21 protein-coding genes and 2 pseudogenes are annotated in these 22,515 nt (G+C 41.8%); 16 read left to right on the forward strand and 7 right to left on the reverse strand.

Annotated elements, in window-relative coordinates; translation table 11 throughout:
- Positions 1-142: 142 nt before the first annotated feature.
- Positions 143-265 carry a photosystem II reaction center protein Ycf12/Psb30 gene (psb30, locus tag UYI_RS0101260; protein ID WP_009458857.1) on the reverse strand — a complete coding sequence of 41 codons (123 nt, stop codon included), beginning with the start codon at positions 263-265 and terminating at the stop codon, positions 143-145.
- A gap of 454 nt (positions 266-719) precedes the next feature.
- Here psb30 and UYI_RS0101265 point away from each other — a divergent pair, with 454 nt between their 5' ends.
- The 4 genes and pseudogenes from UYI_RS0101265 to UYI_RS0101270 all read left to right on the forward strand — a co-directional run bounded on the left by UYI_RS0101265 (position 720) and on the right by UYI_RS0101270 (position 2,252).
- Positions 720-1,118 carry a YkgJ family cysteine cluster protein gene (locus tag UYI_RS0101265; RefSeq protein WP_016864882.1) on the forward strand — a complete coding sequence of 133 codons (399 nt, stop codon included), beginning with the start codon at positions 720-722 and terminating at the stop codon, positions 1,116-1,118.
- 19 nt (positions 1,119-1,137) lie between these two features.
- A pseudogene (locus UYI_RS38555) lies at positions 1,138-1,401 on the forward strand (RNA-guided endonuclease InsQ/TnpB family protein); the annotation flags it as partial.
- The gene (locus UYI_RS38560) at positions 1,388-1,639 is read left to right on the forward strand and encodes a zinc ribbon domain-containing protein (RefSeq protein ID WP_235147890.1); all 252 of its coding nucleotides are present in this window, start codon (positions 1,388-1,390) and stop codon (positions 1,637-1,639) included. The pseudogene UYI_RS38555 and the gene UYI_RS38560, both read left to right, overlap by 14 nt.
- Positions 1,640-1,700: 61 nt before the next feature.
- Positions 1,701-2,252: a shikimate kinase gene (locus UYI_RS0101270; protein ID WP_016864883.1), complete on the forward strand. Its 552-nt coding sequence runs from the start codon at positions 1,701-1,703 to the stop codon at positions 2,250-2,252.
- 125 nt (positions 2,253-2,377) lie between these two features.
- On the opposite strand, the gene UYI_RS0101275 is transcribed toward UYI_RS0101270, so the two are convergent.
- Both UYI_RS0101275 and UYI_RS0101280 read right to left on the reverse strand, forming a co-directional pair.
- Positions 2,378-3,721 (reverse strand): serine/threonine protein kinase, encoded by a 1,344-nt coding sequence (locus UYI_RS0101275; RefSeq protein ID WP_026085681.1) that lies wholly within the window; start codon positions 3,719-3,721, stop codon positions 2,378-2,380.
- 89 nt (positions 3,722-3,810) lie between these two features.
- Positions 3,811-5,133: a serine/threonine protein kinase gene (locus tag UYI_RS0101280; protein ID WP_016864885.1), complete on the reverse strand. Its 1,323-nt coding sequence runs from the start codon at positions 5,131-5,133 to the stop codon at positions 3,811-3,813.
- Between the two features lie 171 nt (positions 5,134-5,304).
- On the opposite strand from UYI_RS0101280, the gene argB reads away from it, so the two are divergent.
- From argB to UYI_RS0101300, 4 genes are all read left to right on the forward strand, one after another.
- The gene (gene argB, locus UYI_RS0101285) at positions 5,305-6,201 is read left to right on the forward strand and encodes an acetylglutamate kinase (RefSeq protein ID WP_180977225.1); all 897 of its coding nucleotides are present in this window, start codon (positions 5,305-5,307) and stop codon (positions 6,199-6,201) included.
- Between the two features lie 482 nt (positions 6,202-6,683).
- Positions 6,684-7,205, forward strand: coding sequence for a tetratricopeptide repeat protein (locus UYI_RS0101290; RefSeq protein ID WP_016864887.1), 522 nt, complete (start codon positions 6,684-6,686; stop codon positions 7,203-7,205).
- A 264-nt stretch (positions 7,206-7,469) separates the two neighbouring features.
- The gene (locus UYI_RS0101295) at positions 7,470-8,216 is read left to right on the forward strand and encodes a DUF3153 domain-containing protein (protein ID WP_081589187.1); all 747 of its coding nucleotides are present in this window, start codon (positions 7,470-7,472) and stop codon (positions 8,214-8,216) included.
- Positions 8,217-8,385: 169 nt separating this feature from the next.
- Positions 8,386-9,981: a hypothetical protein gene (locus tag UYI_RS0101300; RefSeq protein WP_016864889.1), complete on the forward strand. Its 1,596-nt coding sequence runs from the start codon at positions 8,386-8,388 to the stop codon at positions 9,979-9,981.
- On the opposite strand, the gene UYI_RS36380 is transcribed toward UYI_RS0101300, so the two are convergent.
- The gene (locus tag UYI_RS36380) at positions 9,953-10,096 is read right to left on the reverse strand and encodes a hypothetical protein (protein WP_157226280.1); all 144 of its coding nucleotides are present in this window, start codon (positions 10,094-10,096) and stop codon (positions 9,953-9,955) included. The genes UYI_RS0101300 and UYI_RS36380 overlap by 29 nt on opposite strands.
- Positions 10,097-10,205: 109 nt before the next feature.
- On the opposite strand from UYI_RS36380, the gene UYI_RS0101305 reads away from it, so the two are divergent.
- Entirely contained in the window at positions 10,206-10,565 is a 360-nt protein-coding gene (locus UYI_RS0101305; protein WP_016864890.1) for a hypothetical protein, read from the forward strand.
- A gap of 4 nt (positions 10,566-10,569) precedes the next feature.
- Here the strand turns inward: UYI_RS0101305 and pdxH are convergent, their stop codons facing one another.
- Positions 10,570-11,214, reverse strand: coding sequence for a pyridoxamine 5'-phosphate oxidase (gene pdxH, locus UYI_RS0101310; RefSeq protein WP_016864891.1), 645 nt, complete (start codon positions 11,212-11,214; stop codon positions 10,570-10,572).
- Between the two features lie 106 nt (positions 11,215-11,320).
- Here pdxH and UYI_RS0101315 point away from each other — a divergent pair, with 106 nt between their 5' ends.
- The 3 genes from UYI_RS0101315 to UYI_RS0101325 all read left to right on the forward strand — a co-directional run bounded on the left by UYI_RS0101315 (position 11,321) and on the right by UYI_RS0101325 (position 14,824).
- Positions 11,321-12,370: an AI-2E family transporter gene (locus UYI_RS0101315; protein WP_016864892.1), complete on the forward strand. Its 1,050-nt coding sequence runs from the start codon at positions 11,321-11,323 to the stop codon at positions 12,368-12,370.
- Positions 12,371-12,496: 126 nt separating this feature from the next.
- Positions 12,497-13,330 (forward strand): segregation/condensation protein A, encoded by an 834-nt coding sequence (locus UYI_RS0101320; protein WP_016864893.1) that lies wholly within the window; start codon positions 12,497-12,499, stop codon positions 13,328-13,330.
- 327 nt (positions 13,331-13,657) lie between these two features.
- A complete protein-coding gene (locus UYI_RS0101325) occupies positions 13,658-14,824 on the forward strand; it encodes a sugar phosphate nucleotidyltransferase (protein ID WP_016864894.1) in 1,167 nt (388 codons plus the stop codon).
- An 83-nt stretch (positions 14,825-14,907) separates the two neighbouring features.
- On the opposite strand, the gene speA is transcribed toward UYI_RS0101325, so the two are convergent.
- Positions 14,908-16,926 carry a biosynthetic arginine decarboxylase gene (gene speA / locus UYI_RS0101330; RefSeq protein WP_016864895.1) on the reverse strand — a complete coding sequence of 673 codons (2,019 nt, stop codon included), beginning with the start codon at positions 16,924-16,926 and terminating at the stop codon, positions 14,908-14,910.
- A gap of 211 nt (positions 16,927-17,137) precedes the next feature.
- On the opposite strand from speA, the pseudogene UYI_RS31705 reads away from it, so the two are divergent.
- Both UYI_RS31705 and ndk read left to right on the forward strand, forming a co-directional pair.
- Positions 17,138-18,311: pseudogene (locus tag UYI_RS31705) on the forward strand (RNA-guided endonuclease InsQ/TnpB family protein).
- Positions 18,312-18,508: 197 nt separating this feature from the next.
- Positions 18,509-18,958, forward strand: coding sequence for a nucleoside-diphosphate kinase (gene ndk / locus UYI_RS0101340; protein ID WP_026085683.1), 450 nt, complete (start codon positions 18,509-18,511; stop codon positions 18,956-18,958).
- Positions 18,959-19,050: 92 nt separating this feature from the next.
- Here ndk and UYI_RS0101345 read toward each other — a convergent pair whose 3' ends face one another.
- The gene (locus tag UYI_RS0101345; protein WP_016864897.1) at positions 19,051-19,818 is read right to left on the reverse strand and encodes a TerC family protein; all 768 of its coding nucleotides are present in this window, start codon (positions 19,816-19,818) and stop codon (positions 19,051-19,053) included.
- A 578-nt stretch (positions 19,819-20,396) separates the two neighbouring features.
- Between UYI_RS0101345 and UYI_RS0101355 the strand changes: the two genes are divergently transcribed.
- Together UYI_RS0101355 and hemJ are read left to right on the forward strand one after the other, a co-directional pair.
- Positions 20,397-21,497: a GAF domain-containing protein gene (locus tag UYI_RS0101355; protein ID WP_016864899.1), complete on the forward strand. Its 1,101-nt coding sequence runs from the start codon at positions 20,397-20,399 to the stop codon at positions 21,495-21,497.
- 194 nt (positions 21,498-21,691) lie between these two features.
- On the forward strand, positions 21,692-22,276 hold the full coding sequence (hemJ, locus tag UYI_RS0101360; protein ID WP_016864900.1) for a protoporphyrinogen oxidase HemJ: 585 nt from the start codon (positions 21,692-21,694) through the stop codon (positions 22,274-22,276).
- Positions 22,277-22,515: the final 239 nt, after the last annotated feature.

Here is a 22,515-nt window from a genome sequence, read left to right on the forward strand (position 1 = left end):
AACAACCAACAACCAACAACCAACAACCAATAACCAACAACCAACAACCAACAACCAACAACCAACAACCAACAACCAACAAATAAAAAGCAAAGCCCGCGCTAAGCGGGCTAGAGCAAAGGAGAATTAATTGAATTTTATGTTAGAGGTCGCCACCGCGAAAAGCAAGTACAAAAATTACTGCTGGGCCAGCTAACATGATCAATGCTACGAACAATAGCTGAAAAATTACTTCCCAATTGATGTTGGCTACAGCCTCAAACATTATTCCCTCCCAGTAACCCTAAAAGAATGCATTACTTTAAATTTTTAAACTCGGAATTAATCATATCCGGGGATCAGCTGTTAAATTTAATTTACTTAACAAAATTATAAGAAAGCACATAAAAAACTAAAATGAAGACTAGTTAGTGGTTGATAGTTGTTGGTTAGTAGTGGTCTATCGCAAAAGTTATGAGAAGTTGTGAGGGGTCATATCCCCGACTTCTTGAAGAAGTCGGGGATCTTGTAGCCCAGCAAAATTAATGCGATGAACCAGTGGTACTTCACCATATTGATTTTGATAGGTTGGCCCCTCGCAACTTGTCAAAACCTATGTGGTCGAGTAGTAGTAAAGAATCAATCACTGTATGGGGTATGGCTAGCTGTACACTTCTACAAACCACTATACAGATGCACAGCTGTGCTAATCTACTAACCGTCTATAAAAGGTATAAAAAATGGCAACTTGGCAATGTGTAAAGCAATGTGGAGCCTGCTGTCATCTCGATCCTCAGTACCGTCCAGACTTGCATGAGTATTTAACTCCAGAAGAACTAGAACTTTATTTGAGTATGGTAGGTGATGGAGGATGGTGTATTAACTATGACAATGATAGCCGCAAATGTCGGATTTACTCTGATCGCCCGCGTTTTTGCCGGGTAGAACCAGAGATATTTAAAGATATGTATAGCATCGACTCAGAAGATTTAAACGATTTTGCCATTGAGTGTTGCCAACAACAAATAGAAGGCGTTTATGGCGATCGCAGTCTCGAGATGCTACGTTTCAATCAAACCGTTGGGTACATAGTTACAGGAAGTAAAGCTAGCCAAAAAGCAGCAAACACACAGTCGTAAACACAAAGGCTCTAAAAATCGAAATAAAGCAAGAATTAAGGTTGCTAAGGTTCACAACAAAATTACTAGATGTCGGGAAGATTTTCTACACAAACTAAGTCGTAAATTAGTTGACGAAAACCAAGTCATAGTTGTAGAAAATCTCGCAGTTAAAAACATGGTCAAAACCCACAAACTAGCTAAATCTATTAGTGACGCTGGCTGGGGTCAATTCTGTACCATGTTGAAATACAAGGCAGAATGGGAAGGGAAAATTTACATCGAATTACATCGAAGTAGATAGATTTTTCCCTAGTTCAAAAACTTGTAGCAACTGCTTACACAAGAGTGATAGTCTCAGCTTAGATATTCGTAGCTGGCAATGCCCTAAATGTAAAACCATACATGATCGGGACATTAACGCTGCGGCGAATATCAGAGATGAAGGTTTACGAATTTTGGCGGGAGGGCATCTCGCTACTGCTTCTGGACAACGTGTAAGACCATCTAAAGGCACTGCTTTTAGAGGCAATGTTGAATGAAGGAAAAATCTCCGCCGTAGAACAGCGGAGAGTTGTCAAAAATTCATAATTTTTAACTGGAATGCAGCAAGTGTTGAATGACCGATTACAAAGCATTAACTTGTACTTGATAGGTATGATGGGTGCTGGAAAAAGCACAGTAGGGCGAATGTTAGCTCGTGAACTAGGATACGGTTTTGTAGATACTGACAATGTGCTGGAAAAAGCAGCAGGAAAAACCATCAATCAACTATTTGCTGAAGAAGGAGAAGCAGCATTTCGCCAGTTGGAAAGTGAGGTGTTAGCACAAGTTTGTGCCCATAAACAGCTAGTCATCGCTACAGGTGGGGGAATAGTACTACGACGAGACAACTGGAGTTACCTGCATCACGGTATAATTATTTGGTTAGACGTAGCAGTGGAAATACTGTATAACCGTCTAGCAGAAGATACCACAAGACCATTGCTGCAAGACACAGATCCTCAAGGAAAACTGCGATCGCTCCTAGAACAAAGACAAGCACTTTATAACCAAGCCGATTTAAGAATTACCATCACACAAGAAGAAACATCAGAACAAACTATCACACGAATCATAGAAGCTATTCCTAGCATTCTCAAACAACCACATTAGTTGTTTGTTGGTGGTTAGTGGTCATTTGTCATTTGTCACTGGTCATTTGTCAATTGTCAATAGTTAGTGGTTAGTGGTTATTCTATACTCCCCACCTCCCCACACTCCTCACACTCCCCACACTCCTATTTCCGATTCAGTCCCAACCATTCCCCGATCTCTTGAATTAGCCAATGACGTTCTATGGTTGACAGAGGACTGGAAGTGAATTTCTCTCCTTCTACTTCTATGGTGACTCCTCTAGGGGCTGAACCTTGGTTGACTTGCTCTTGGTATATTTTGTCAATTAATGCTGTCTGGCGCCGTTGTCGCTTGTAGCAAAAACCAAATAACTTCCAACGTATTTCAAAATTTTGGCGATCGAAATAAAGATCAGTATGTCCAAAAGTAGGAAACAGAGTTCCTTGCACCACCGCAATCAGCATCGCCACAGAGAAAAGCCAAAAAATCCATGCCTGAGAACTGCCTCCCCTTGTCAAGAAATTAATCAATTGTGGCAGTTGCCAGAGAAAAGGAATCATGATTCCCACCAGGTAGAATAACTTAAAAGCTTTACTGCCGCGTCTTGGTATTTTAATCTCCAATTCACTGGCAGACTTGTTGAGTTGAATTTGACTACCTGTGGGCTTGCGGCTAGTTATCGGTGGGGTTAGGGCATTTTTGTTCTTGAGTGCTGCGAGTGCTTCCCGGGCAGTACTGAGTCTTTCTAAGACATTTGGTTCTGTGAGTTTACCAATCCAATTGACAAAACCCAGGTCAACGCTAACTCTATCAGTAAACTGAATGCGTGCATCCCGATGAGGTAAATCGGCAGGAGACATCCCTGTCAGTAAATGTATTAAAGTTGCACCCAAAGCATACAAATCCGAAGCAGGAACAGCCCTACCGGCAAACTGTTCAATTGGGACGTAGCCATAGGTTCCCACAACAGTAAAAGTAGCACCTTCCAACACCGCTTGATCCTGCACCGCGCCAAAGTCAACCAAATAAACCCGCTTGTCTTCACCCCAAATCAAATTACTAGGTTTGATATCGCGATGTAGCACAGGTGGATTGAGTTCGTGTAGATAAACCAGAATACTAAGAACTTCAACAGCAATTTTTTCTACCTGTGATTCCGAAAAGCGTTGACCTTTGTCTATTAATTTCTGTAGGGATGTTCCAGGAATATAACTCTGCACTAGCCCAAACCAGGGAAATTTAGAGCCAGATTGATGTTCCAAAACAAAGTAATCTCGGTACTTGGGGATACGAGGATGATTGAGATTTTTTAAAACTTGAGCCTCGCGTTCAAACAGTTTGTGTTCATCCCACTGCATTTGTGGGCTGAGAATTAGCAACTTGACGACGACTCGTTCTTGAGGCTGTTTAGCCAAATCTTGGGCTAACCAAGTTTGACGGCTAGCATCTTGACCTAATTTTTCCTGGAGTTGATAACGATTACAAAGTATTTCTCCTGCTTCTAACATCCCCAAATTCCCCATAAAAAATTGTTGATTGTTGATTGTTGTTTGTTGTTTGGAACAACCAACAAACAACAAACAACTAACAACCCCTATTACCCAATCCCTAACCAATGCCTGATTTCTGCTGCCATCCAGCGACACTCGTCTTTACTTAAAGGTGGCTTCAATTTCCCAAAGGAATACTCGGATACACCTACAGCCAAGATTACTTCTGGGACTTTGTGACTACCATAACCACCAGTCTCACCGCTAAATACTTTGTCAATTTCTGAAACTTTTCCTTTTTGTCTACGTAAGCAAAGACCTAGTAATTTCAATTCAATTTCAAACTGGTAATGATCAAAGTAAATATTTGTTTCCACGAAATTAGGCAGTAGAAACCAACCTGCCAACAGAAGACTAGCTATTAGCCATATCCATCCTTCCATGCTACCCAACCCAAAACCGCCACTGAAAAAGCACAACCAAATTGTTAGTACTACTGTTGCAGCACAGTTCTTCGGATCAATTAATATTTTTTTCCACAGCACAGGAATCTTAATTTGTAAGTGTTCAGGAGATTTTTGCAGTTGAATTTGACTATCAGCAGGTTTAGCACGAACTAATCCAGAGATAGCAATTTGATTTGCTTTAAGAAGTTTCAACGCTTCTTTGGCACTTGTGAAGCGTCTGTCTAAATTTGGTTGTGTCAACTGTTCTAACCAGCGAACAAACCCAGGATTAACTTTTAGTAAGTGGGCAAATTGCAAGCGAGAATCTCGCTGTGGCAAATCTGCTGGTGGAATACGGGTTAGCAAATGAATTAAGGTTGCACCCAAAGCATAAAGGTCAGACGCTGGAGTGGCCCTACCACCAAACTGTTCTAGTGGCGCATAACCATAGGTTCCCACTATCGTAAAAGTTGCCCCTTCTTTAGCGGCGCGGTCTTGCACTGCGCCAAAATCTACCAAATAAATCTGGGAATTTTTTCCTAATAGCAAATTACTAGGCTTGATATCGCGATGCAAGACCGGCGGATTCAAACTGTGCAGATAAATCAAAATTTTTAAAATTTCAGCAGCTATTTTCCGTACTTCTGCTTCGCTGAACACTCTGCCCTTTGCAAGTAATTCCTTAAATGATGAACCAGGAATGTATTCTTGCACTAGGGCAAAGTGAAGTGCTTGGTCTTCAAAGGCAAAATAATGACGATACTTTGGGATACGTGGATGATTTAGTTGTTTGAGTATCTGGGCTTCTCGCTCAAAAAGTTTAATATCTTCCCACTGTGCTTGGTCGCTGAAAGTGAGCAGTTTAACGATGACTTGCTCTTGAGTGGACAAATCCCATGCTAACCAGGTTTGACGACCAGCATTTTCACCAAGTTTTTCTATAAGCTGATAGCGATCGCGTAATACCTGTTGGATTTGCAACATTGTCCTAGAAAATATACGTTTCAAAAAACTCTTATTTCCTCTTACACCCTTATACCCTTATACCTTTACACCCTTACTAAATCAGCACGAACATCCTAGCAACAAATATTCTTTTCTGTGAGAAATTGTTGGGAGTACCAATTTCACTAACAAAAGCTCCTCATAAACTTAATTATGATCAACGATTCTGAGTACATTCGACAAGATGCAGCCACTCGCGTACATGTTCTGAGTGAGGCACTGCCCTACATCCAACAATTTACAGGTCGAACTGTAGTTGTCAAATATGGTGGTGCTGCCATGAAAGATAGCAACCTCAAAGATAAAGTCATCCGCGATATTGTATTTTTATCCTGCGTTGGCTTACGACCAATTGTGGTACATGGTGGTGGGCCAGAAATTAACAGTTGGCTAGATAAACTAGGCATCGAACCGCAATTTAAGAATGGTCTGCGTGTCACAGATGCCCCCACAATGGATGTGGTAGAAATGGTGCTAGTCGGTCGTGTTAACAAAGAAATTGTCTCTTTGATTAACCAAGCTGGTGGTTCTGCTGTGGGGCTATGTGGTAAAGATGGCAACCTGATTAAAGCCCGTCCCCAAGGAGATGAAGGCATCGGTTTTGTTGGGGAAGTAAGTAATGTCAATATTCGGGTTTTAGAAACACTGGTAAATAGTGGGTATATTCCCGTAGTCTCCAGTGTTGCCGCTGATGATAACGGACAAGCTTATAATATCAACGCTGACACTGTAGCCGGAGAAATAGCAGCAGCGCTAGGGGCAGAAAAGTTGATTTTGCTAACCGATACACGCGGAATTTTAAAAGATTACAAAGAACCGACTAGTTTGATTCCCAAAGTAGATATTAAAGAAGCCCGTGATTTAATTGCTAGTGGTGTAGTTAGTGGTGGCATGATTCCTAAAGTTAATTGTTGTGTGCGATCGCTTGCCCAAGGAGTCCGCGCCGCACACATTATTGATGGTCGCATCCCCCACGCCCTGCTACTAGAAATTTTCACTGACGGCGGTATTGGCACGATGATTTTTGGTTCTCAGTTTATCTCTTGAATTTTATCGAAGAAAGGCAGAGGGCAGAAGGGGTTCCCCACAAATTCGCTCTCCTAATCGCGAATTTGTGGGGGCCCCGCAGAGGGCAGAAGGGATAAATCCCTTCTCCTGAAAAGAAAATGAATAAATTAAACCTTTCCCCGTTGCCCCTAATCCCCACTCCCTGGCGGTTGTGGGATCCGCGAGTTCCCCTTTCACCTTTACCCATCTCTTCAGCGATGCTGAATAATAATCGGCTGCTGAATAAGTTTGTCGTGATACCAAGAATCTTTAACAATCACAGGATTAATCAAAGTTGAGTTTCTTATTTTAGGATTCACTAACACCGGATTAACTGATTCAAGACCGTAGAGTATCAACCCCTAACCTAACTGCTTTCGTTGCCCTACACCCCTTTTTTTGACTTGTTGCTAGCCCAAAGGATTTCACAAATGCTGCTACCGTTGGCACAATGAAGGCAGTGCTGAATTTGTGAGTAAAACGTGAGTTCAGAGAGTATAGAAATTGCCAAAAATCGCTACCAGCAAGGAAGAGTAGCCTTTGAAAGTGGGCTATATCGAGAAGCTATTGAACAACTAGAAAAAGCAAGCGCCTTGTTGACCCGTAACACTCGCCTTAGTGGTGAAGTACAAATTTGGTTGGCGACAGCTTATGAAGCAGCAGGGCGTACAGATGATGCGATCGCCCTATGTGAACAACTCAAACGCCATCCCCACCATGAAACAAGTAAAGAAGCAAGGCGATTGCAATACATTCTCAAAGCACCCAGGCTGCAACGTCCCCAAGAATGGATGACTCAAATCCCTGATTTTAGCAATCTTGCTGATAATGAAAGTAAAATAAGTTTCTCTGCTAATCCTAATAAATCTTCTGGCTCTAAAAAGCCTCCTGAGCGAGAATTAGTTGACCTCAGTCAGGTCAATACTAAAGATAATCGCTTTATCTGGGTGGCTTTAATTGCAATTGGTTTAACATTGGTGAGTTTAATTTGGTTGAATGTTTAGGGATTGGGATCGGGGAGATGGGGAGATGAGGTGATGGGGTGATGGGGTGATGGGGAACTCGGGGTCCCCTCTGGGGATTAGGGGCTGTGGGGTGATGGGGTGATGGGGTGATGGGGAACTCGGGGTCCCCTCTGGGGATTAGGGGCTGTGGGGTGAATAACAAATGACAATTGACAAATGACCATTGACTTTTGTGGAGATTTTATAGTGATCAATTTGTCTACTTTCAGAAAAAGTTTTGTGTGGCTGAGATTTATTTGCCTGATGCTAATAGCAACTTTGCTGCTTTCTGGTTGCGTGGATTATGACGTAGGGGTAAGTTTTGATAATTCTAATAGTGGCGAGTTGGTGCAGCATATCAAGTTGGGAGAACGTCTTACCAGCTTTAGTGGTGAACCTGTGTATGAATGGTTAAATAGTATAGAACGTCGCGCCCGCCAAGAAGAAGGTAAAGTGCGACGACCTTCCAAGGAAGAAGTGATTGTCACAATTCCTTTCACTAATGGTGAAGAATTGCAAACAAAATTTAATCAATTTTTTCACCCGACTGTTAATCAAAAAGTTGTCACTAGCGAATCTGAATCACAACTGCCAAAAGTAGAGTCAAATTTACTTCTAAGTCAGAATAATTTTTTGCTATTAGTACGGAATCACTTGATTTATGATCTGGATTTGCGATCGCTTGCTTTAATTTCCAGCGATGGTAATGTTTTGGCAAATGCTGGTTCCATTCTCGATTTAGAATTTAGCTTGAAGACTCCTTGGGGAGCAAGAACTATTCAAAGAACAGAAAATGCTCCCCTACCACAAAAAAATAACAATCAGCTAGTATGGCATCTCAACCCCGGCGAACTCAACCATATAGAAGCAGTTTTCTGGCTTCCCAGTCCTCTAGGTATTGGTACATTATTGATTGTGCTATTTGTTGGTGTAGGATATTATCTGCGGTATAAATTTATGCCCGACCCCAAAATTCAGTTTGCTGCTAAAACAGCAGTTAGTGAAGGGTAGCAGGAGGCGGGGTGATGGGGTGATGGGGTGATGGGGAGCAAGGGGTCCCCACTTTGTGGGGTTGGGGGGCAATGGGGAGTGTGAGGAGTGTGGGGAGTGTGGGGAGTGTGAGAAGTATAGAATAACAACTAACAACTAACAACTAACAACTAACAACTAACAACTAATAGTGAAAGCACAGCTTTTGTTAATCTTTACCTTATTGGTTGTCAATTCTGGAGTGGCGCATTCACAAACAACTGTACCAAATCCACAGATACCAGCCACTCCAACAGTTACTCCAACAACAACTTTTACACCAAAATCTTCGAGTCAGTCTAATAATACTAAAGCTTCCCGTAAGGATTTGTTGAAAGCTCTTGAGGAGGTAGATAAAGGATTTACTAATCTTGTCTTTTTATTGGTAAAAACATTAGTAGCATTACTGAGTTTATTTGTTATTCGGCGATTCTTTTTACTAATTACTAACCGATCTTCCCAATTGATAATTGATAATTTCAGTAATGCAACTGGTGCAGATGAAATTGAGGGTGTTTTATCAGGATTGTCACAATTGGCACGGGAAAGATTAGCGAGAGAGATGAAAAGCGTCTACCAAAGGTCAAAGGAGCATATCACTAGTGTGGGACCACAAATTCATCTCTCCTCTGATAAATTTCCTTTACCACAAGCCACTGCAAATCAACAACTTACTAATTTTATATCTTCTGTCAAAGAATTAACTCCTGACCAAATTGATCCATTAGTACAACTACTTGCAGTATTATTTCCACCCTATGGCACTAAAGTTACTGGTATTTTACAAAGCCAGGGTGAAGAACATAAAAGAATTGGTATCACATTTGAAATTCAGGACATAGATAATCGCATTGCTGCTCAGATTTACACTATCTGGGAAGTATCTGACTCTGAAGGAGGAAAAGAGTCAAAAAGAGTACTTAAAGACCGTTTTAGACAGTTATTGCGAACAGCTAGTCGTTGGCTGGCATTAGAACTCTCTAAACGCGAGATGATCAGAGGTATACCTAAATTTTATTTGGGTAGGAAGCGTGAACGCTATCTAGGACAAATTCATAATTTCTTTGGTGTCCTCAATCAATCTAGCGCTCAAACTCATGGTCAATTCTTTTACCAGCTAGCAATTGAGGAGTTGCAGCAAGCAATAGAATTTTACCCAGATTGGTATCAACCATACGATAATTTGGCTGAGACTTACAGTCTCTTAGGGCGCACACAAGGTGATAGAAGAATCGGTCATCTCCAAAGCGCGATCGCTCACTACGATCAAGCATTCAAGCGAGTTACAGAACCAACTGTGCAGTTAAGGATCAAGGTTGCCAAAGCAATCACCCAACTACTCACAGGAAAGGAAGATTTGATCTTGGCAGCAAAACAGGAAATCCAAAACCTGGAAACAGCAAAAAACTGGGATGCTACTACAATATTAAACTACCGCTTACTGTATTATCTTGCCTGCTGGTATGCACTGGCTTATCGCTTCGATGTCGCGGATGAAACTCATAAGCAAGCCTATCGTTACTTAACCTACAGCCTAGCAAGAGACAAAAACAGAGAATCTTGGGAGTGGGCGGGTAAAGATCCAGACCTAGAAAGCATCCGTGTAGGTCTTCCGGAACTCAAATCTGCACTTTTGAAGAAATTGAATGAAAAACCGGAACTGCCAACGCTAACTGGCAAAAACTTTGTCGAATCTATAGAAGAAGTTCTAGGGACAGTTAATTGGGGATCGAGGGAGGTGGGGTGATGGGGTGATGGGGTGATGGGGTGATGGGGTGGTGGGGAGATGGGGTGATGGGGTGATGGGGTGATGGGGAGATGGGGAGATGGGGTGATGGGGGAGTGTGAGGAGTGAATAACAACTAAACACTAAACACTAAACACGAACCACCAACTAACAACTAACAACTAACAACTAACAACCAACAATCAACAACCAACAACCAACAACCAACAATCAACAAATTTAAAATGAGCCAAACCGATTTTGAAAAAGCCAAGCAACGTTTAGCACAAGCAAAACAAGATATTATCTGGGCGATCAATGTTTTAGACGATGCTGCTAAGAATCTGAGCGAGTATAAGCTCACTCCTGAAGAGGTAGTTCAACTAGGCTATCAATTTCAGCGAGAATTAGAGGAGATTCGCAGAAGAATTGAGCAAAGACGCCACCTAACAACAGATTTAGACTCATTAACTTCTAAATCTCCTTTACCCCCTCCAAATATTGGCGCATCTCGGGAAATAAATTCAAGAATCACAGGGGAAATACCCCCCTTTGATGACCCTGATGAAGATAGTGATATGGGTGCCAGTCGTTCTATATATTAGAACTCTAGGGTGATAGACGCTGTATTTTCCAATCACCATCATCTAAACGAGAATATAGTATGCGATCGTGCAGGCGGCTAGAACGTCCTTGCCAAAACTCTATTTCTGTAGGGATTACCCGTAAGCCTCCCCAGTGAGGTGGTCGGGGTACATCCTGGTTTTCATACTTAGCTTTTAATTCTTGCAGACGTTGTTCTAGAATTATTCGACTTTCGATGACTTCGCTTTGATTGGATGCCCACGCACCCAGGCGACTGTTGAAAGGTCGGCTTTGAAAGTACCTATCTGAATCGTTTTCAGATACTTTTTCTACATGCCCACAAATACGGACTTGTCTTTCTAGTTCTGCCCACCAAAAAACAAGGGCTGCTTGGGGATTTTCGGCTAATTCTTGTCCTTTATGGCTGTTGTAGTTGGTGAAGAAAACGAAACCCCTTTCGTCAAAATCTTTCAGCAACACCATTCTTGCTGACGGTTTACCATCGGTCGTCGCAGTAGCAACAGTCATGGCGTTTGGTTCTAGCAACTGTGCTGTCAGTGCCTCGTCGAACCATTTTTGAAATTGTATAAAAGGATTTGGAGCAACATCGGTTTCATTTAACCCCTGTAAGGTGTAGTCTTTGCGTAGATCGGCTACAGTTTTGTCCATAGGGTTTTTATCCTGGTAGTTTTGTCAAAAATAATTATGATGATAATCAGCGCTAAGTAACTTTTACCAATCCAGCCAAGGAGTTTTGTAAATAACATTGCATCAAATGCGACGTTGGGCCTCTGTTCAAAATCTATTAATCTATGGTCTAGGCGGCCCAATCATCGCGCTGAATGTTTGGCTGCTGTCTTTACTGTTTAGCTATTTCCAGCATCCTATTACAATTTTTAGTATTGCCACAATCCTTGCTTTTTTGCTGAATTATCCAGTGAAGTTTTTTGAGCGCGCCCGTATTTCTCGCGCCCAAGCAGTAATCATTGTATTGCTTTTGACTTTAACTTTGTTGGTAATCTTGGGTGTAACGCTTGTACCGATGGTCATTGAACAAACCAACCAATTGTTAGATAAGATTCCCGATTGGTTAATTAGTAGTCAAGATAATTTAGAGCAATTGCAAATTTGGGCAAAGAAGCGGCGTTTGCCTTTAAATTTCAGCGTGATCAATCAACAAATCAACGCCAATATCCAAATTCTGGTACAGCAAATACCTTCTGGGGCTGTAGGATTTGCGGGAACACTATTGTCAGGAGTACTGAATGTGGTGTTGGTAGTTGTATTGGCATTTTACATGCTTTTGTATGGCGATCGCGTTTGGTATGCTTTAGTCAACCTTTTACCATTTCATATCCGTGTGCCTTTCACTACATCTTTAAGGCTAAATTTTCAAAACTTTTTTCTGATTCAACTATTGTTAGGCTTGTTCATGGTGGTGAGTCTTACTCCCATTTTTTTGATTCTGAAAGTCCCTTTTGCGCTTGTATTTGCCATTTTCATCGGTTTATCCGAACTTATTCCCTTTGTGGGAGCAACTCTCGGTATTGGTACTGTCACAATTTTACTACTACTACAAAATTGGTGGTTGGCAATTCAAGTGGCGATCGCAGCGATCGTCATGCAGCAAGTGAAAGACAATTTGTTAGGGCCAAAATTACTTGGAGATTTTATTGGGATCAATCCCATCTGGATTTTTGTGTCAATTTTAATGGGATTTGAGATTGCTGGGTTTTTAGGATCACTCTTGGCAGTACCTATTGCTGGGACAATTAAAGGTACTTTGGATGCGATGAATAGCACTAAAATTAGAAAAAATGATTAAATGATGATTCTTATATTTTTTGTTCTTTGTTGATGCTTGTTTGTTGGTTGGAATAACTATACCTTGGTACTGCTGTGCTAAGGTACTCACCAACAACCAACAACTAACAACCAATAACTAAAGTTAATGAATGCTTCTGAGTTACTGGCAACAATTGAAAATCTCATACATCAGGCTGAAAAAGGAGAAATAGACCCTTGGGATGTGCAGGTAATTGAGGTGATAGACCGCTATATAGAATTAATGGGATCACAGACAACACAAAAAGGCTATGAAGCCGACTTATCTCAATCTGGACAAGCTTTTTTATCTGCATCAATGCTGGTATTATTCAAAGCAAATACCTTGATGCAATTGCAATCAGCTGCTGATGAACAGGCAGCTTTAGCAGATGATAACCTCTTGGAGGAGATAGAAGAAGGGGGACTTTACCAAGCTCATCGCCTGCAATTTGAGCGCCATATCCGTCGTCGTCCAGCAGCAATGCCACCACCAAAGCGTCGTGTAACTCTGCAAGAACTCATAGAGCAATTGCAGGTTATGGCAGAGCAATTAAAACTGGTAGAAAAAGTCAATAAGCCGTCACGTCCTCGGCGTCAGCCCAGCCTGCAAACAATGCGAGCCGCATTAGAACTGGCTCATCAGGAAAATCTTACCGAAGTGGCTGGGGAACTAGAGCAGGTTTTGTACCGTTGGTCAACAGAACTTTGTTTGGAACAAAATTGGTTGAATTTGGAACAATTAGTGGAGTTATGGACACAAACCAAACAATCACAGCAGCATGAAACAGGTCACAATTCGCCAAACGGCCATAAAGTTAGTGTTTTTTGGGCGTTACTATTACTCTCGGCTCAATCTAAAGTGGAGTTATTCCAAGAGGAGTTTTACCAAGACATAAAAATAAGATTGCTTACAGGCGAAGGAAACAATAGCAGACAATTGGAACAGTTAATGAAATAAGCAATATTTGATTTAAAAATATCAATTATTTCTAGAATTAATGCTTCAGCTCACCCCAAAATCCGGGTAAATTGAAAGGATAAGCGATTGCTAGTTGTTTATGAAAAAGGTTTCTACTCAAGAAACGCCTGCCCCGTTCCACAAGAACAGGGCAGGCAGTTTGAACGCACTACGCGAACACATGTCATCTTGCTATGCATATGGTTATACCATGTCCGACAATTCCCGTATTCCGTGGTTTTAAGGATGACTTGGAGCAAAAACAAACCGATGATTAAGTATCACTCACTGAAAGTTAACTAGCTTGTGGTTGAGGAATAAGTATATATGAAGGCGATGATTCTGGCAGCGGGCAAGGGAACTCGGGTACGTCCGATTACGTACACTATGCCCAAACCGATGATGCCCATCCTGCAAAAGCCAGTGATGGAATTTTTACTAGAACTGTTACGTCAACATGGATTTGACCAAATTATGGTCAATGTGAGCCATTTGGCTGAAGAAATAGAAAGTTATTTCCGTGATGGTCAGCGCTTTGGCGTACAGATTGCTTATTCTTTTGAAGGGCGAATTGTTGAAGGTACGCTAGTGGGTGAGGCCCTTGGCTCTGCTGGCGGCATGAAAAAAATCCAAGATTTTTATCCATTTTTTGATGATACTTTTGTAGTCCTGTGCGGAGATGCCTTAATAGACCTCGATTTGACAGCAGCAGTCAAATGGCACAGAGCCAAAGGATCAATCGCTACCATTATTATGAAATCCGTACCACGGGAAGAAGTTTCCAGTTACGGTGTGGTTGTTACCGATGAAGATGGTCGCGTTAAAGCTTTCCAAGAAAAGCCGAAGGTAGAAGAAGCCCTCAGCACCAATATCAATACAGGTATCTATATTTTTGAACCAGAGGTACTAAATTACATACCTTCTGGTGTAGAGTATGACATTGGTAGTCAACTATTTCCCAAACTAGTAGAAATGGGTGCGCCTTTTTACGCCATTCCTATGGATTTTGAATGGGTAGATATTGGTAAAGTCCCAGATTATTGGCGAGCAATTCGCGGTGTGCTACTAGGCGAAATTAAAAACGTCCAAATTCCTGGTCAACAAGTTGCCCCCGGCATTTACACTGGCTTAAACGTAGCCGTGAATTGGGACAAAGTTGACATTACAGGCCCAGTGTACATCGGTGGCATGACCAAGATCGAAGACGGGGCAAAAATTGTCGGCCCAACAATGATTGGCCCCAATTGCTGGATATGCAATGGTGCAACGGTGGAAAACAGCGTCATCTTTGAATGGTCGCGTCTCGGCCCAGGAGTGCGACTAGTCGATAAGCTAGTATTTGGGCGCTATTGTGTAGATAAAACTGGGGCAACAATCGATGTGCAAGCAGCTGCTTTAGATTGGCTGATTACCGACGCCCGTCAGATACCACCGTCTCACACTCCTGTCGAACATCAAGCGATCGCAGAATTGTTGGGAACGAATGCTAGCTAATTGTTGATTGTTGGTTGTTGATTGTTGTTTGGAATAACCAACCAACAAACAACAAACAACAAACAACCACTAACCACTAACCACTAACTACTCAAATACGTATACCTCCGCAAACTCTGCTCATAAGTTTGTAGCAGTCGCTGTGATTCCGCTAGTGTAATGCGATTTTCTTCTAAAGCTAATTCGCAACGCTGGCGGATATTTTCTACCATGTCTTCCGAGTCGTATTGTACGTAACTCACTACCTCGCTCATCGTATCACCCTTGACTACGTGTTGAATTTGGAAGCCTTTGGGTGTCAATTGGATGTGAATGGCGTTGGTATCACCAAATAAATTATGTAAATTCCCCATAATTTCCTGGTACGCTCCATTCAAGAACATCCCCAGATAATAGGGTTCTCCGGATTTAAAGGGATGCAGTTCTAAAACTGACTTGACATCGCGCAGATCGATAAAGCGGTCAATTTTACCGTCACTGTCACAGGTGAGGTCTGCTAAGATACCCCGTCGTGTTGGTTCTTCATCTAGACGGTGGATCGGCATTATGGGAAATAACTGGTCGATCGCCCAACAATCAGGTGCTGATTGAAACACAGAAAGGTTTACGTAATAAATGGAAGCCATGATTTTTTCTAAGTCTTCCAATTCATCAGGTACGTATTCTTCCTTTCTGGTGATATTCAGTATTTTTTGACAGCAAGCCCAGTATAGACGTTCCGCCTTGGCGCGTTCCGTCAGACTTAATATTCCCAGATTGAAGCGGCTAATAGCTTCTTCTTTAAATTGGGTGGCGTCGTGGTAAAATTCCTGATAATTTTCTTGGTTGATGGATTGGTAAGTTTCCCAAAGATAAGTGATAATATGGGATTCCCCTTCTTTGGGCGGTTCCGGTAATTCTGTGAGAACTTCGCTGGTGCTGAGAACGTCAAAAATTAATACCGACTGATGAGAAGCGATCGCCCTACCACTTTCGCTAATCAGTGTTGGTACGGGGATATTCCGCTCGGAGCATGTATCTTTTAACTCTGCCACAATATCGTTGGCGTAGTTCTGCATGTTGTAATTTTTGGAAGCGTAGAAATTGGTTTGGGAACCGTCGTAATCTACACCCAAGCCACCACCAACATCGAGATACTTCATGTTTGCCCCTAACGCTGCCAATTCTACATAGATCCGGCTAGCTTCTTGGATGGCATCTTTGATGACATTAATGGCAGAAATTTGGGAACCAACATGAAAATGCAACAATTGTAAAGAATCTAACAAATCAGCAGCCCGTAACTTTTCCACTGCTTGGATAATTTCGGGAATTGTGAGACCAAATTTAGCGCGATCGCCACTGGAGGTTCCCCAGCGTCCCATACCTTGGGTACTGAGTTTTGCTCTCACCCCCACTATTGGCTGAATGCCTAACTGGCGGCTGGCTTCAATCACCACATCTACTTCTTCAATTTGTTCTAAGACGATGATTGGTGTCTGCCCTAATCTTTGGGCTAGCATCGCCGTTTCAATGTATTCTTGGTCTTTGTAACCGTTGCAAATTAACAATGCTCCTGGTGTATCTAGCATTGCCAGGGCGATCATTAATTCTGGTTTAGAACCTGCTTCTAAGCCAAATTGATGGGGTTTGCCAAAGCGTACCAAATCAGCAACCAAATGCCGCTGCTGATTACATTTGACCGGAAATACGCCACGATAAACACCAGGATAGTTGTAGCGAGCGATCGCTTTGGCAAAACAAGCGTTTAACCGCTCAATCCGGTCTTCTAAAATATCAGAAAACCGAATCAACATCGGCAGTCCTAGATTACGCTGCTTGAGAGCATTAACCAACTCATATAAATCCAAAGAACCGCCGCGATCGCCTTTTGGGGAAACAGTAATATGACCTGCTGCGTTAATGGAAAAATAAGGATGCCCCCAACCTTCAATGCGGTACAGCGCTTCGCTATCTTCTATTTTCCAAACGCGTGTTCCTTCCTGTATGCTGGCAGGTGGCAGCAGTTTTTTGTGCTTGTGATTTTTCAATTCAGATTTTTTACCATTATGGGACGGCGGCTTCACCACCTCATCAGATGCAGCAGTAGAATCAAGACGCATTTTCCTGACCTTTATCTTCACCCACGAATTTACAACTATTAGAGCAGAAAGCACACTAACAATAGCCTGAAACCCCAGAAAATATTTCAGGGTATTGCGTCCTTCAGGGGTGGGATGCAAAGAGTGCGGGCTTTAGCCGCAGTACCGCTTAGTGTCAATCAAAATCATCGGAACTATGTTACGCTGATATTGTAGCGTAACGTCTTGTTCATTGCTGGTCTACGAATTCAAATTAAAGGGCAAACAGCAGCAGTTTAATCTGATTGATGAAGCAATCAGAACTGCTTTGTTTATCCGCAACTCTTGTCTTCGTTACTGGCTAGATAATTCAAAAGTTGATAAATAACCTAAGTGCTTACTGCAAGGTGCTAGCCGCTAATTTTGAGTGGGCAGAAAAACTCAACTCAATGGCAAGGCAAGCATCGGCAGATAGAGCATGGGCTGCAATTTCTCGGTTCTATAGTAACTGCAAGAAAAAGATTCCGGGTAAGAAAGGTTTTCCAAAATTCAAAAAGCGTGTCCATTCCGTGGAATATAAAACCACAGGATGGAAATTGTCAGAGGATAGAAAGTACTTGACTCTGACAGATGGCTTTGATATTGGGAGACTAAAATTAGTTGGAACCTACGATTTGCATTTTTATCAAATCAAAGACATTAAACGTGTCCGCTTGGTAAAACGTGCAGATGGTTATTATGCTCAATTCTGTATCGCCGTAGACCGTGAAATCAAGGTAGAGCCAACCAAAAGAGTAATTGGATTGGACGTGGGGTTAAATCATTTCTACACTGATTCTGATGGAAACAAGGTAGAAAATCCTAGATTTTTGAGAAAGTCCCAGAAAGCATTAAAACGCTTGCAAAGACGAGTTTCCAGGAAATTCCGCACTCGTACGACCCAATCCAATAACTATAAAAAATCCAGGAATAAACTGGCAAGAAAGCACTTGAAAGTAAGTAGGCAGCGTAAAGATTTTGCTGTGAAATTAGCAAAATGCGTAATCCAGTCTAACGACGTGGTCGCCTATGAAAACTTGCAAGTACGAAACATGGTGAAAAACCACAAACTAGCTAAGAGCATTAGCGATGCTTCCTGGTATTTGTTCCAGTGTTGGTTAGAGTATTTTGGTAGAGTGTACGCCAAGATAACTATTGCTGTACCTCCCCAGTGGACAAGTCAAAACTGTTCTAAGTGTGGGGAGATAGTAACAAAAACTTTATCCACTAGAACTCATCAATGCCCTCATTGTGGAATAGTACTAGATCGGGATGAAAATGCAGCGTTGAATATTTTAACCAAGGGACTCAGTACGGCGGGGCACGTCGGAATCAGCGCTTGGGGAGAGAACGACCTCTGGAAAGAATCTGGCAACAGGTTCAGATAAGTCGGCTCGGTGAACCAAGAATCCCATCCGCTTTTAGTGGTGGGAGTGTCAAAATTTAACGTATTGATGGTTCAACGCATATACACCAGAAGTTGATTTGTGAGATATTGTTTGATTGGTCATTGGTCATTGGTCATTGGTCAATTGACAAAGAACAAATGACAAAGGACAAATTAATTCAGTTTGAGGAGATAGCTTTGGAACGCACATTTATTGCCATTAAGCCTGACGGTGTACAGCGTAAACTAGCTGGTGAAATTATCCGCCGCTTTGAAACTAAAGGCTTTACCTTAGTTGGCTTAAAATTTTTGCATGTAAGCCGAGAATTAGCTGAAGCTCATTATGACGTTCACAAGGAAAGACCATTTTTTGCAGGGTTAGTTGAGTTTATTACTTCCGGCCCTGTAGTCGCAATGGTTTGGGAAGGAGAAGGCGTCGTTGCTGCTGCCAGAAAAATGATTGGTGCGACTAATCCCTTAACAGCAGAACCCGGGACAATCCGGGGTGACTTTGGCGTCAATATTGGCCGCAATATCATTCATGGTTCCGATGCTATTGAAACCGCACAGCGCGAAATTGCCTTGTGGTTTAAGGATGAAGAATTAGTAAATTGGCAACCGCACTCAATGCCTTGGTTGCACGAGTAATTTAGGGAGCGGGGAGCGGAAAGAATTTCGGATTTTGGATTTACGATTTCAATCTAAAATCCAAAATCTAAAATCTAAAATTGTTTTTCCTCCTAGTCCCTACTCCCTAGTCCCTCTACATTAACTTCTGTATTAACTTCTGTACTAACTTCTGTCTTCTCCGTTTCCGTTGATACTGATGCAGGCTGGGTGCGTTGGGAAAATCCCCAGGTTAAAATTAGGCCGATCGCAGTAATCATCAACCATTGTGGTGGAACTAAATCTTCATTTACCACCCGGATCAACAGGCGTAACCCTACCAGTGCAACGGTGATATAACCTGCATCCTCTAGGTTCTTAAATTCGTCTAACCACCGGATAAATAAACCTGCCATAAAGCGCAGGGTAATTACACCAATAGTTGTCCCAGTTAGCACTAGCCAAGTTTCTTGAGAAACAGCGATCGCAGTGGTGACACTATCCAAAGAAAAAGCCAAATCTGTTAAAGCAATTACGGGGATGACTTGCCACAACGAATGAAAACGGGGGCCGTGATGGTGATGTTCTTCGTCTTCTTCAGACGTAAAGTGCTGGAATACTAGCCACAGAAGGTAAGCTGCACCTAGTAACTCAAATTGCCAAAACTGTTGCACCCAAGTAGCGGTGAGTAGTAAGGTAATTCGTAGGACATAGGCAACAACTAGACCTATATTGAGTGCTTGGGTTTCAAGCTTTTTGTCTCCCAGTCCTTGAGCGATCGCAGCTAGGGCAATGGCGTTGTCAGCAGATAGCACCGCCTCTAAAAACATCAGGATCAGCAAGACTATAGCCGCTTCAATGCTGAGATGAAAGTTAAGGTAGTCAAAAATTTTGTCTAGCATTCCGAGTTTCTCAAGCAGTGAAAATTTAACCAGTGAACAGTGAACAGTAAACAGTTATCAGGCATATGGTAGGAGATAAAGAAACACAATTAAAGCATTCAGTCTAAATTAACGAAGAAACCATAACCCCACAAATAAAATTGATAACTACTCACTGATAACTGATAACTGTTAAAAGTTACCAGGAACAGAGGAAGTTAGTATAAAAAGCGCAATAAATTGCTACCTTAATCAAGCTTAACGTGTAGGCAAGGAATTCTGATGGGAAGATTATGGTGAATGTGGTTAGGAGTGAATGATGAATTTCAAGTTACTGGCAGTTGTTGCCCCTACACTGTTGGCTATGAATGTATTGCCTAGCTTAGCTCGAGACACTTCTCAACAGATAGGGCAAACTGTGAACTGTAACAATCCTCAAACCACACAGCAGATGAATTATTTGTAGCGATCACGCCTATAAAGCTTTGCAGACAAAAATCACCGCCAATCATGTTATCTAGAAAAGTAGGTCTGTGCGACTCTTTAAAAAGATAGTTACTATTTAAAGTAATCAGCTACAGAACATCTGAGCAGTAAAAGTGCCGTACTTAATCTACGCTCCTGACACACCAAATGAGAGAGTTTATGAGTTAAAGCAAGGATTTAACACCCTTGGTCGTAAAATTGATAATACCATTGTCTTGCTGGAAGAAACTGTATCTCGTTACCACGCACAGATTCACGTCAGCCCCAATGGAGTAATGATCAAAGATTGTGGCAGTCGCAATCATACTTTTGTCAATCAAGTTAAAGTTACTGTCTCTCAACTCCGTGACGGCGATGCGATCGCTTGTGGTCAACTCCAGTTAAAGTTTGTTCATTCTCTGAAGAAATCTCAGTCGAAGCCTGTCGGAGATAATAAAGAATTATTAAGCGATCATTTAAAACAAATTCCTCTGCCCCAAAATGATGCTCAACTTCAGAATTTGGTGGCGCAGAAGCCTAGCGATGACTCAATTATTAAGTTGAAGTCTCACAATAGTCAGCAACAAACAGTCAACAAACTCAAAATTCTCTTAGAAGTCAGCAAACAACTTTGTTCACCTGAAGAACCCGAACAACTTCTGCACAAGATCCTCAATTTACTGTTTCAAATTATGAGCATCGATCACGCAGTGATTCTTTTGGTCGATGAAAAGTCTCAACAACTCGAACCAAAAGCCAGCAAGTTACGAGAGGATCTGGCTGGTTATCAACAGCTTTACAGTCGCAAAATCGTCAATCTCGCTTATGAAAGCGGGGATGCAATTATCACTCAGGATGCTAGGCGTGATCAGCGATTTAATGATTCTTTCTCGGTTGTCCGAGAAGCAATTCAGAATTGCATGTGCGTACCTCTCAAAACCTATACGCAAGTTATTGGAGTGTTATACGTCGATAATTTATCTCCTGCTGTTAGCTATACCGACGAAGATTTAGAGTTTTTGAGTGCTTTAGCTAACCAAGCCGCAGCAGCAATTCACATGTCTCGCGAGTTTTACAAACGAGAACAAAAGCTCAAACAAGAAGTGTTAGAGTTAAAAATTCAAATAGATCAAGCGAAAAAAGAAAGTGATATTGCTGAGATTGTGAATCTCGACTATTTTCAAAGATTGCAGCAATACGCTGAGCAGTTTAGAAATAAAGATAATCTTACTTGAAAATGGGTGTGGGGGTGGTTTGGGTGTAGGGGTGTAGGAGGAGTCAAATTTTCATCGCAAGGTTCGTGGGGTTTTCCTGTGATTGACTTGAAAAACTTTACACTTCTTTATCACTCAACCCTATTTCCAGCAACTGCCATACAGGATTTTGCCGTAACCTGGATATTTGAGAGTAGAAACACAGGTTAAAATTCATGGCTTATTCCTGGTTTAAAGCATTTCATATTATCGGCGTTGTCGTTTGGTTTGCTGGGTTATTTTATTTAGTGCGTCTTTTTATCTATCACATAGAAGCTGAACAAGAACCAGAACCAGCAAAGACGATACTAAAAAATCAGTATCAAATTATGGAAAAGCGCCTCTACAACATCATCACTACTCCGGGAATGCTGGTGACTGTGGCGTGTGCAATTGGGTTACTGGTAACGCAACCAGAGTTTTTAAAACAAACTTGGTTACACTATAAACTCGGATTTGTAGCACTTTTACTTGTTTATCATCATTACTGCGCTCGTTTGATGAAACAGTTGGCAGAAAATAGATGCAAATGGACAAGCAAACAGATGCGTGCGATGAATGAAGCACCAACTGTCTTGCTAGTGGTGATTGTGATGTTGGTTGTCTTTAAGAATAGTTTGCCTACAGATTTGACTGCTTGGGTTATTTTTGGCTTGGTTGTGCTGATGGCGCTGACTATTCAGCTTTATGCTAGAAAGCGCAGACTTGATAAAGAGAAGCAACTAGCGGAAATGACACATATTCCTCAGCAACAAGCTTAAGTAATTATGCCTGAGATGCAATAAATTAAGAAATGTAAATAAAATTTCTTTGGCATCTCAGGGATAAATATGAACGATAAATCTTTGGGTAAACCCCGTCCGCTATGGCAAGTGATTCTTTTATCTGTAGTGACTGGAATGCTGTACTATGGCTGGTACAAGTGGATTATCCAAGAAGAATTACGTCGCTATAACGGTTATGGTTGGTCAGGAACGTTATGTTTAGCACCTTTTGCTGA

Origin of the sequence: Fischerella muscicola PCC 7414, assembly GCF_000317205.1 — a bacterium.
Classification (GTDB): Bacteria; Cyanobacteriota; Cyanobacteriia; order Cyanobacteriales; family Nostocaceae; genus Fischerella; species Fischerella muscicola.

Excerpts from the sequence above, each read along its gene's own strand:
- speA (WP_016864895.1), bottom strand. The coding sequence starts at position 16,926 with ATGCGTCTTGATTCTACTGCTGCATCTGATGAGGTGGTGAAGCCGCCG.
- UYI_RS0101325 (WP_016864894.1), top strand. The coding sequence starts at position 13,658 with ATGAAGGCGATGATTCTGGCAGCGGGCAAGGGAACTCGGGTACGTCCG.
- UYI_RS0101275 (WP_026085681.1), bottom strand. The coding sequence starts at position 3,721 with ATGTTAGAAGCAGGAGAAATACTTTGTAATCGTTATCAACTCCAGGAA.
- pdxH (WP_016864891.1), bottom strand. The coding sequence starts at position 11,214 with ATGGACAAAACTGTAGCCGATCTACGCAAAGACTACACCTTACAGGGG.
- UYI_RS0101295 (WP_081589187.1), top strand. The coding sequence starts at position 7,470 with ATGCTAATAGCAACTTTGCTGCTTTCTGGTTGCGTGGATTATGACGTA.
- UYI_RS0101315 (WP_016864892.1), top strand. The coding sequence starts at position 11,321 with ATGCGACGTTGGGCCTCTGTTCAAAATCTATTAATCTATGGTCTAGGC.
- UYI_RS0101270 (WP_016864883.1), top strand. The coding sequence starts at position 1,701 with ATGCAGCAAGTGTTGAATGACCGATTACAAAGCATTAACTTGTACTTG.
- UYI_RS0101265 (WP_016864882.1), top strand. The coding sequence starts at position 720 with ATGGCAACTTGGCAATGTGTAAAGCAATGTGGAGCCTGCTGTCATCTC.
- UYI_RS0101320 (WP_016864893.1), top strand. The coding sequence starts at position 12,497 with ATGAATGCTTCTGAGTTACTGGCAACAATTGAAAATCTCATACATCAG.
- UYI_RS0101305 (WP_016864890.1), top strand. The coding sequence starts at position 10,206 with ATGAGCCAAACCGATTTTGAAAAAGCCAAGCAACGTTTAGCACAAGCA.
- UYI_RS0101280 (WP_016864885.1), bottom strand. The coding sequence starts at position 5,133 with ATGTTGCAAATCCAACAGGTATTACGCGATCGCTATCAGCTTATAGAA.
- psb30 (WP_009458857.1), bottom strand. The coding sequence starts at position 265 with ATGTTTGAGGCTGTAGCCAACATCAATTGGGAAGTAATTTTTCAGCTA.
- hemJ (WP_016864900.1), top strand. The coding sequence starts at position 21,692 with ATGGCTTATTCCTGGTTTAAAGCATTTCATATTATCGGCGTTGTCGTT.
- UYI_RS0101345 (WP_016864897.1), bottom strand. The coding sequence starts at position 19,818 with ATGCTAGACAAAATTTTTGACTACCTTAACTTTCATCTCAGCATTGAA.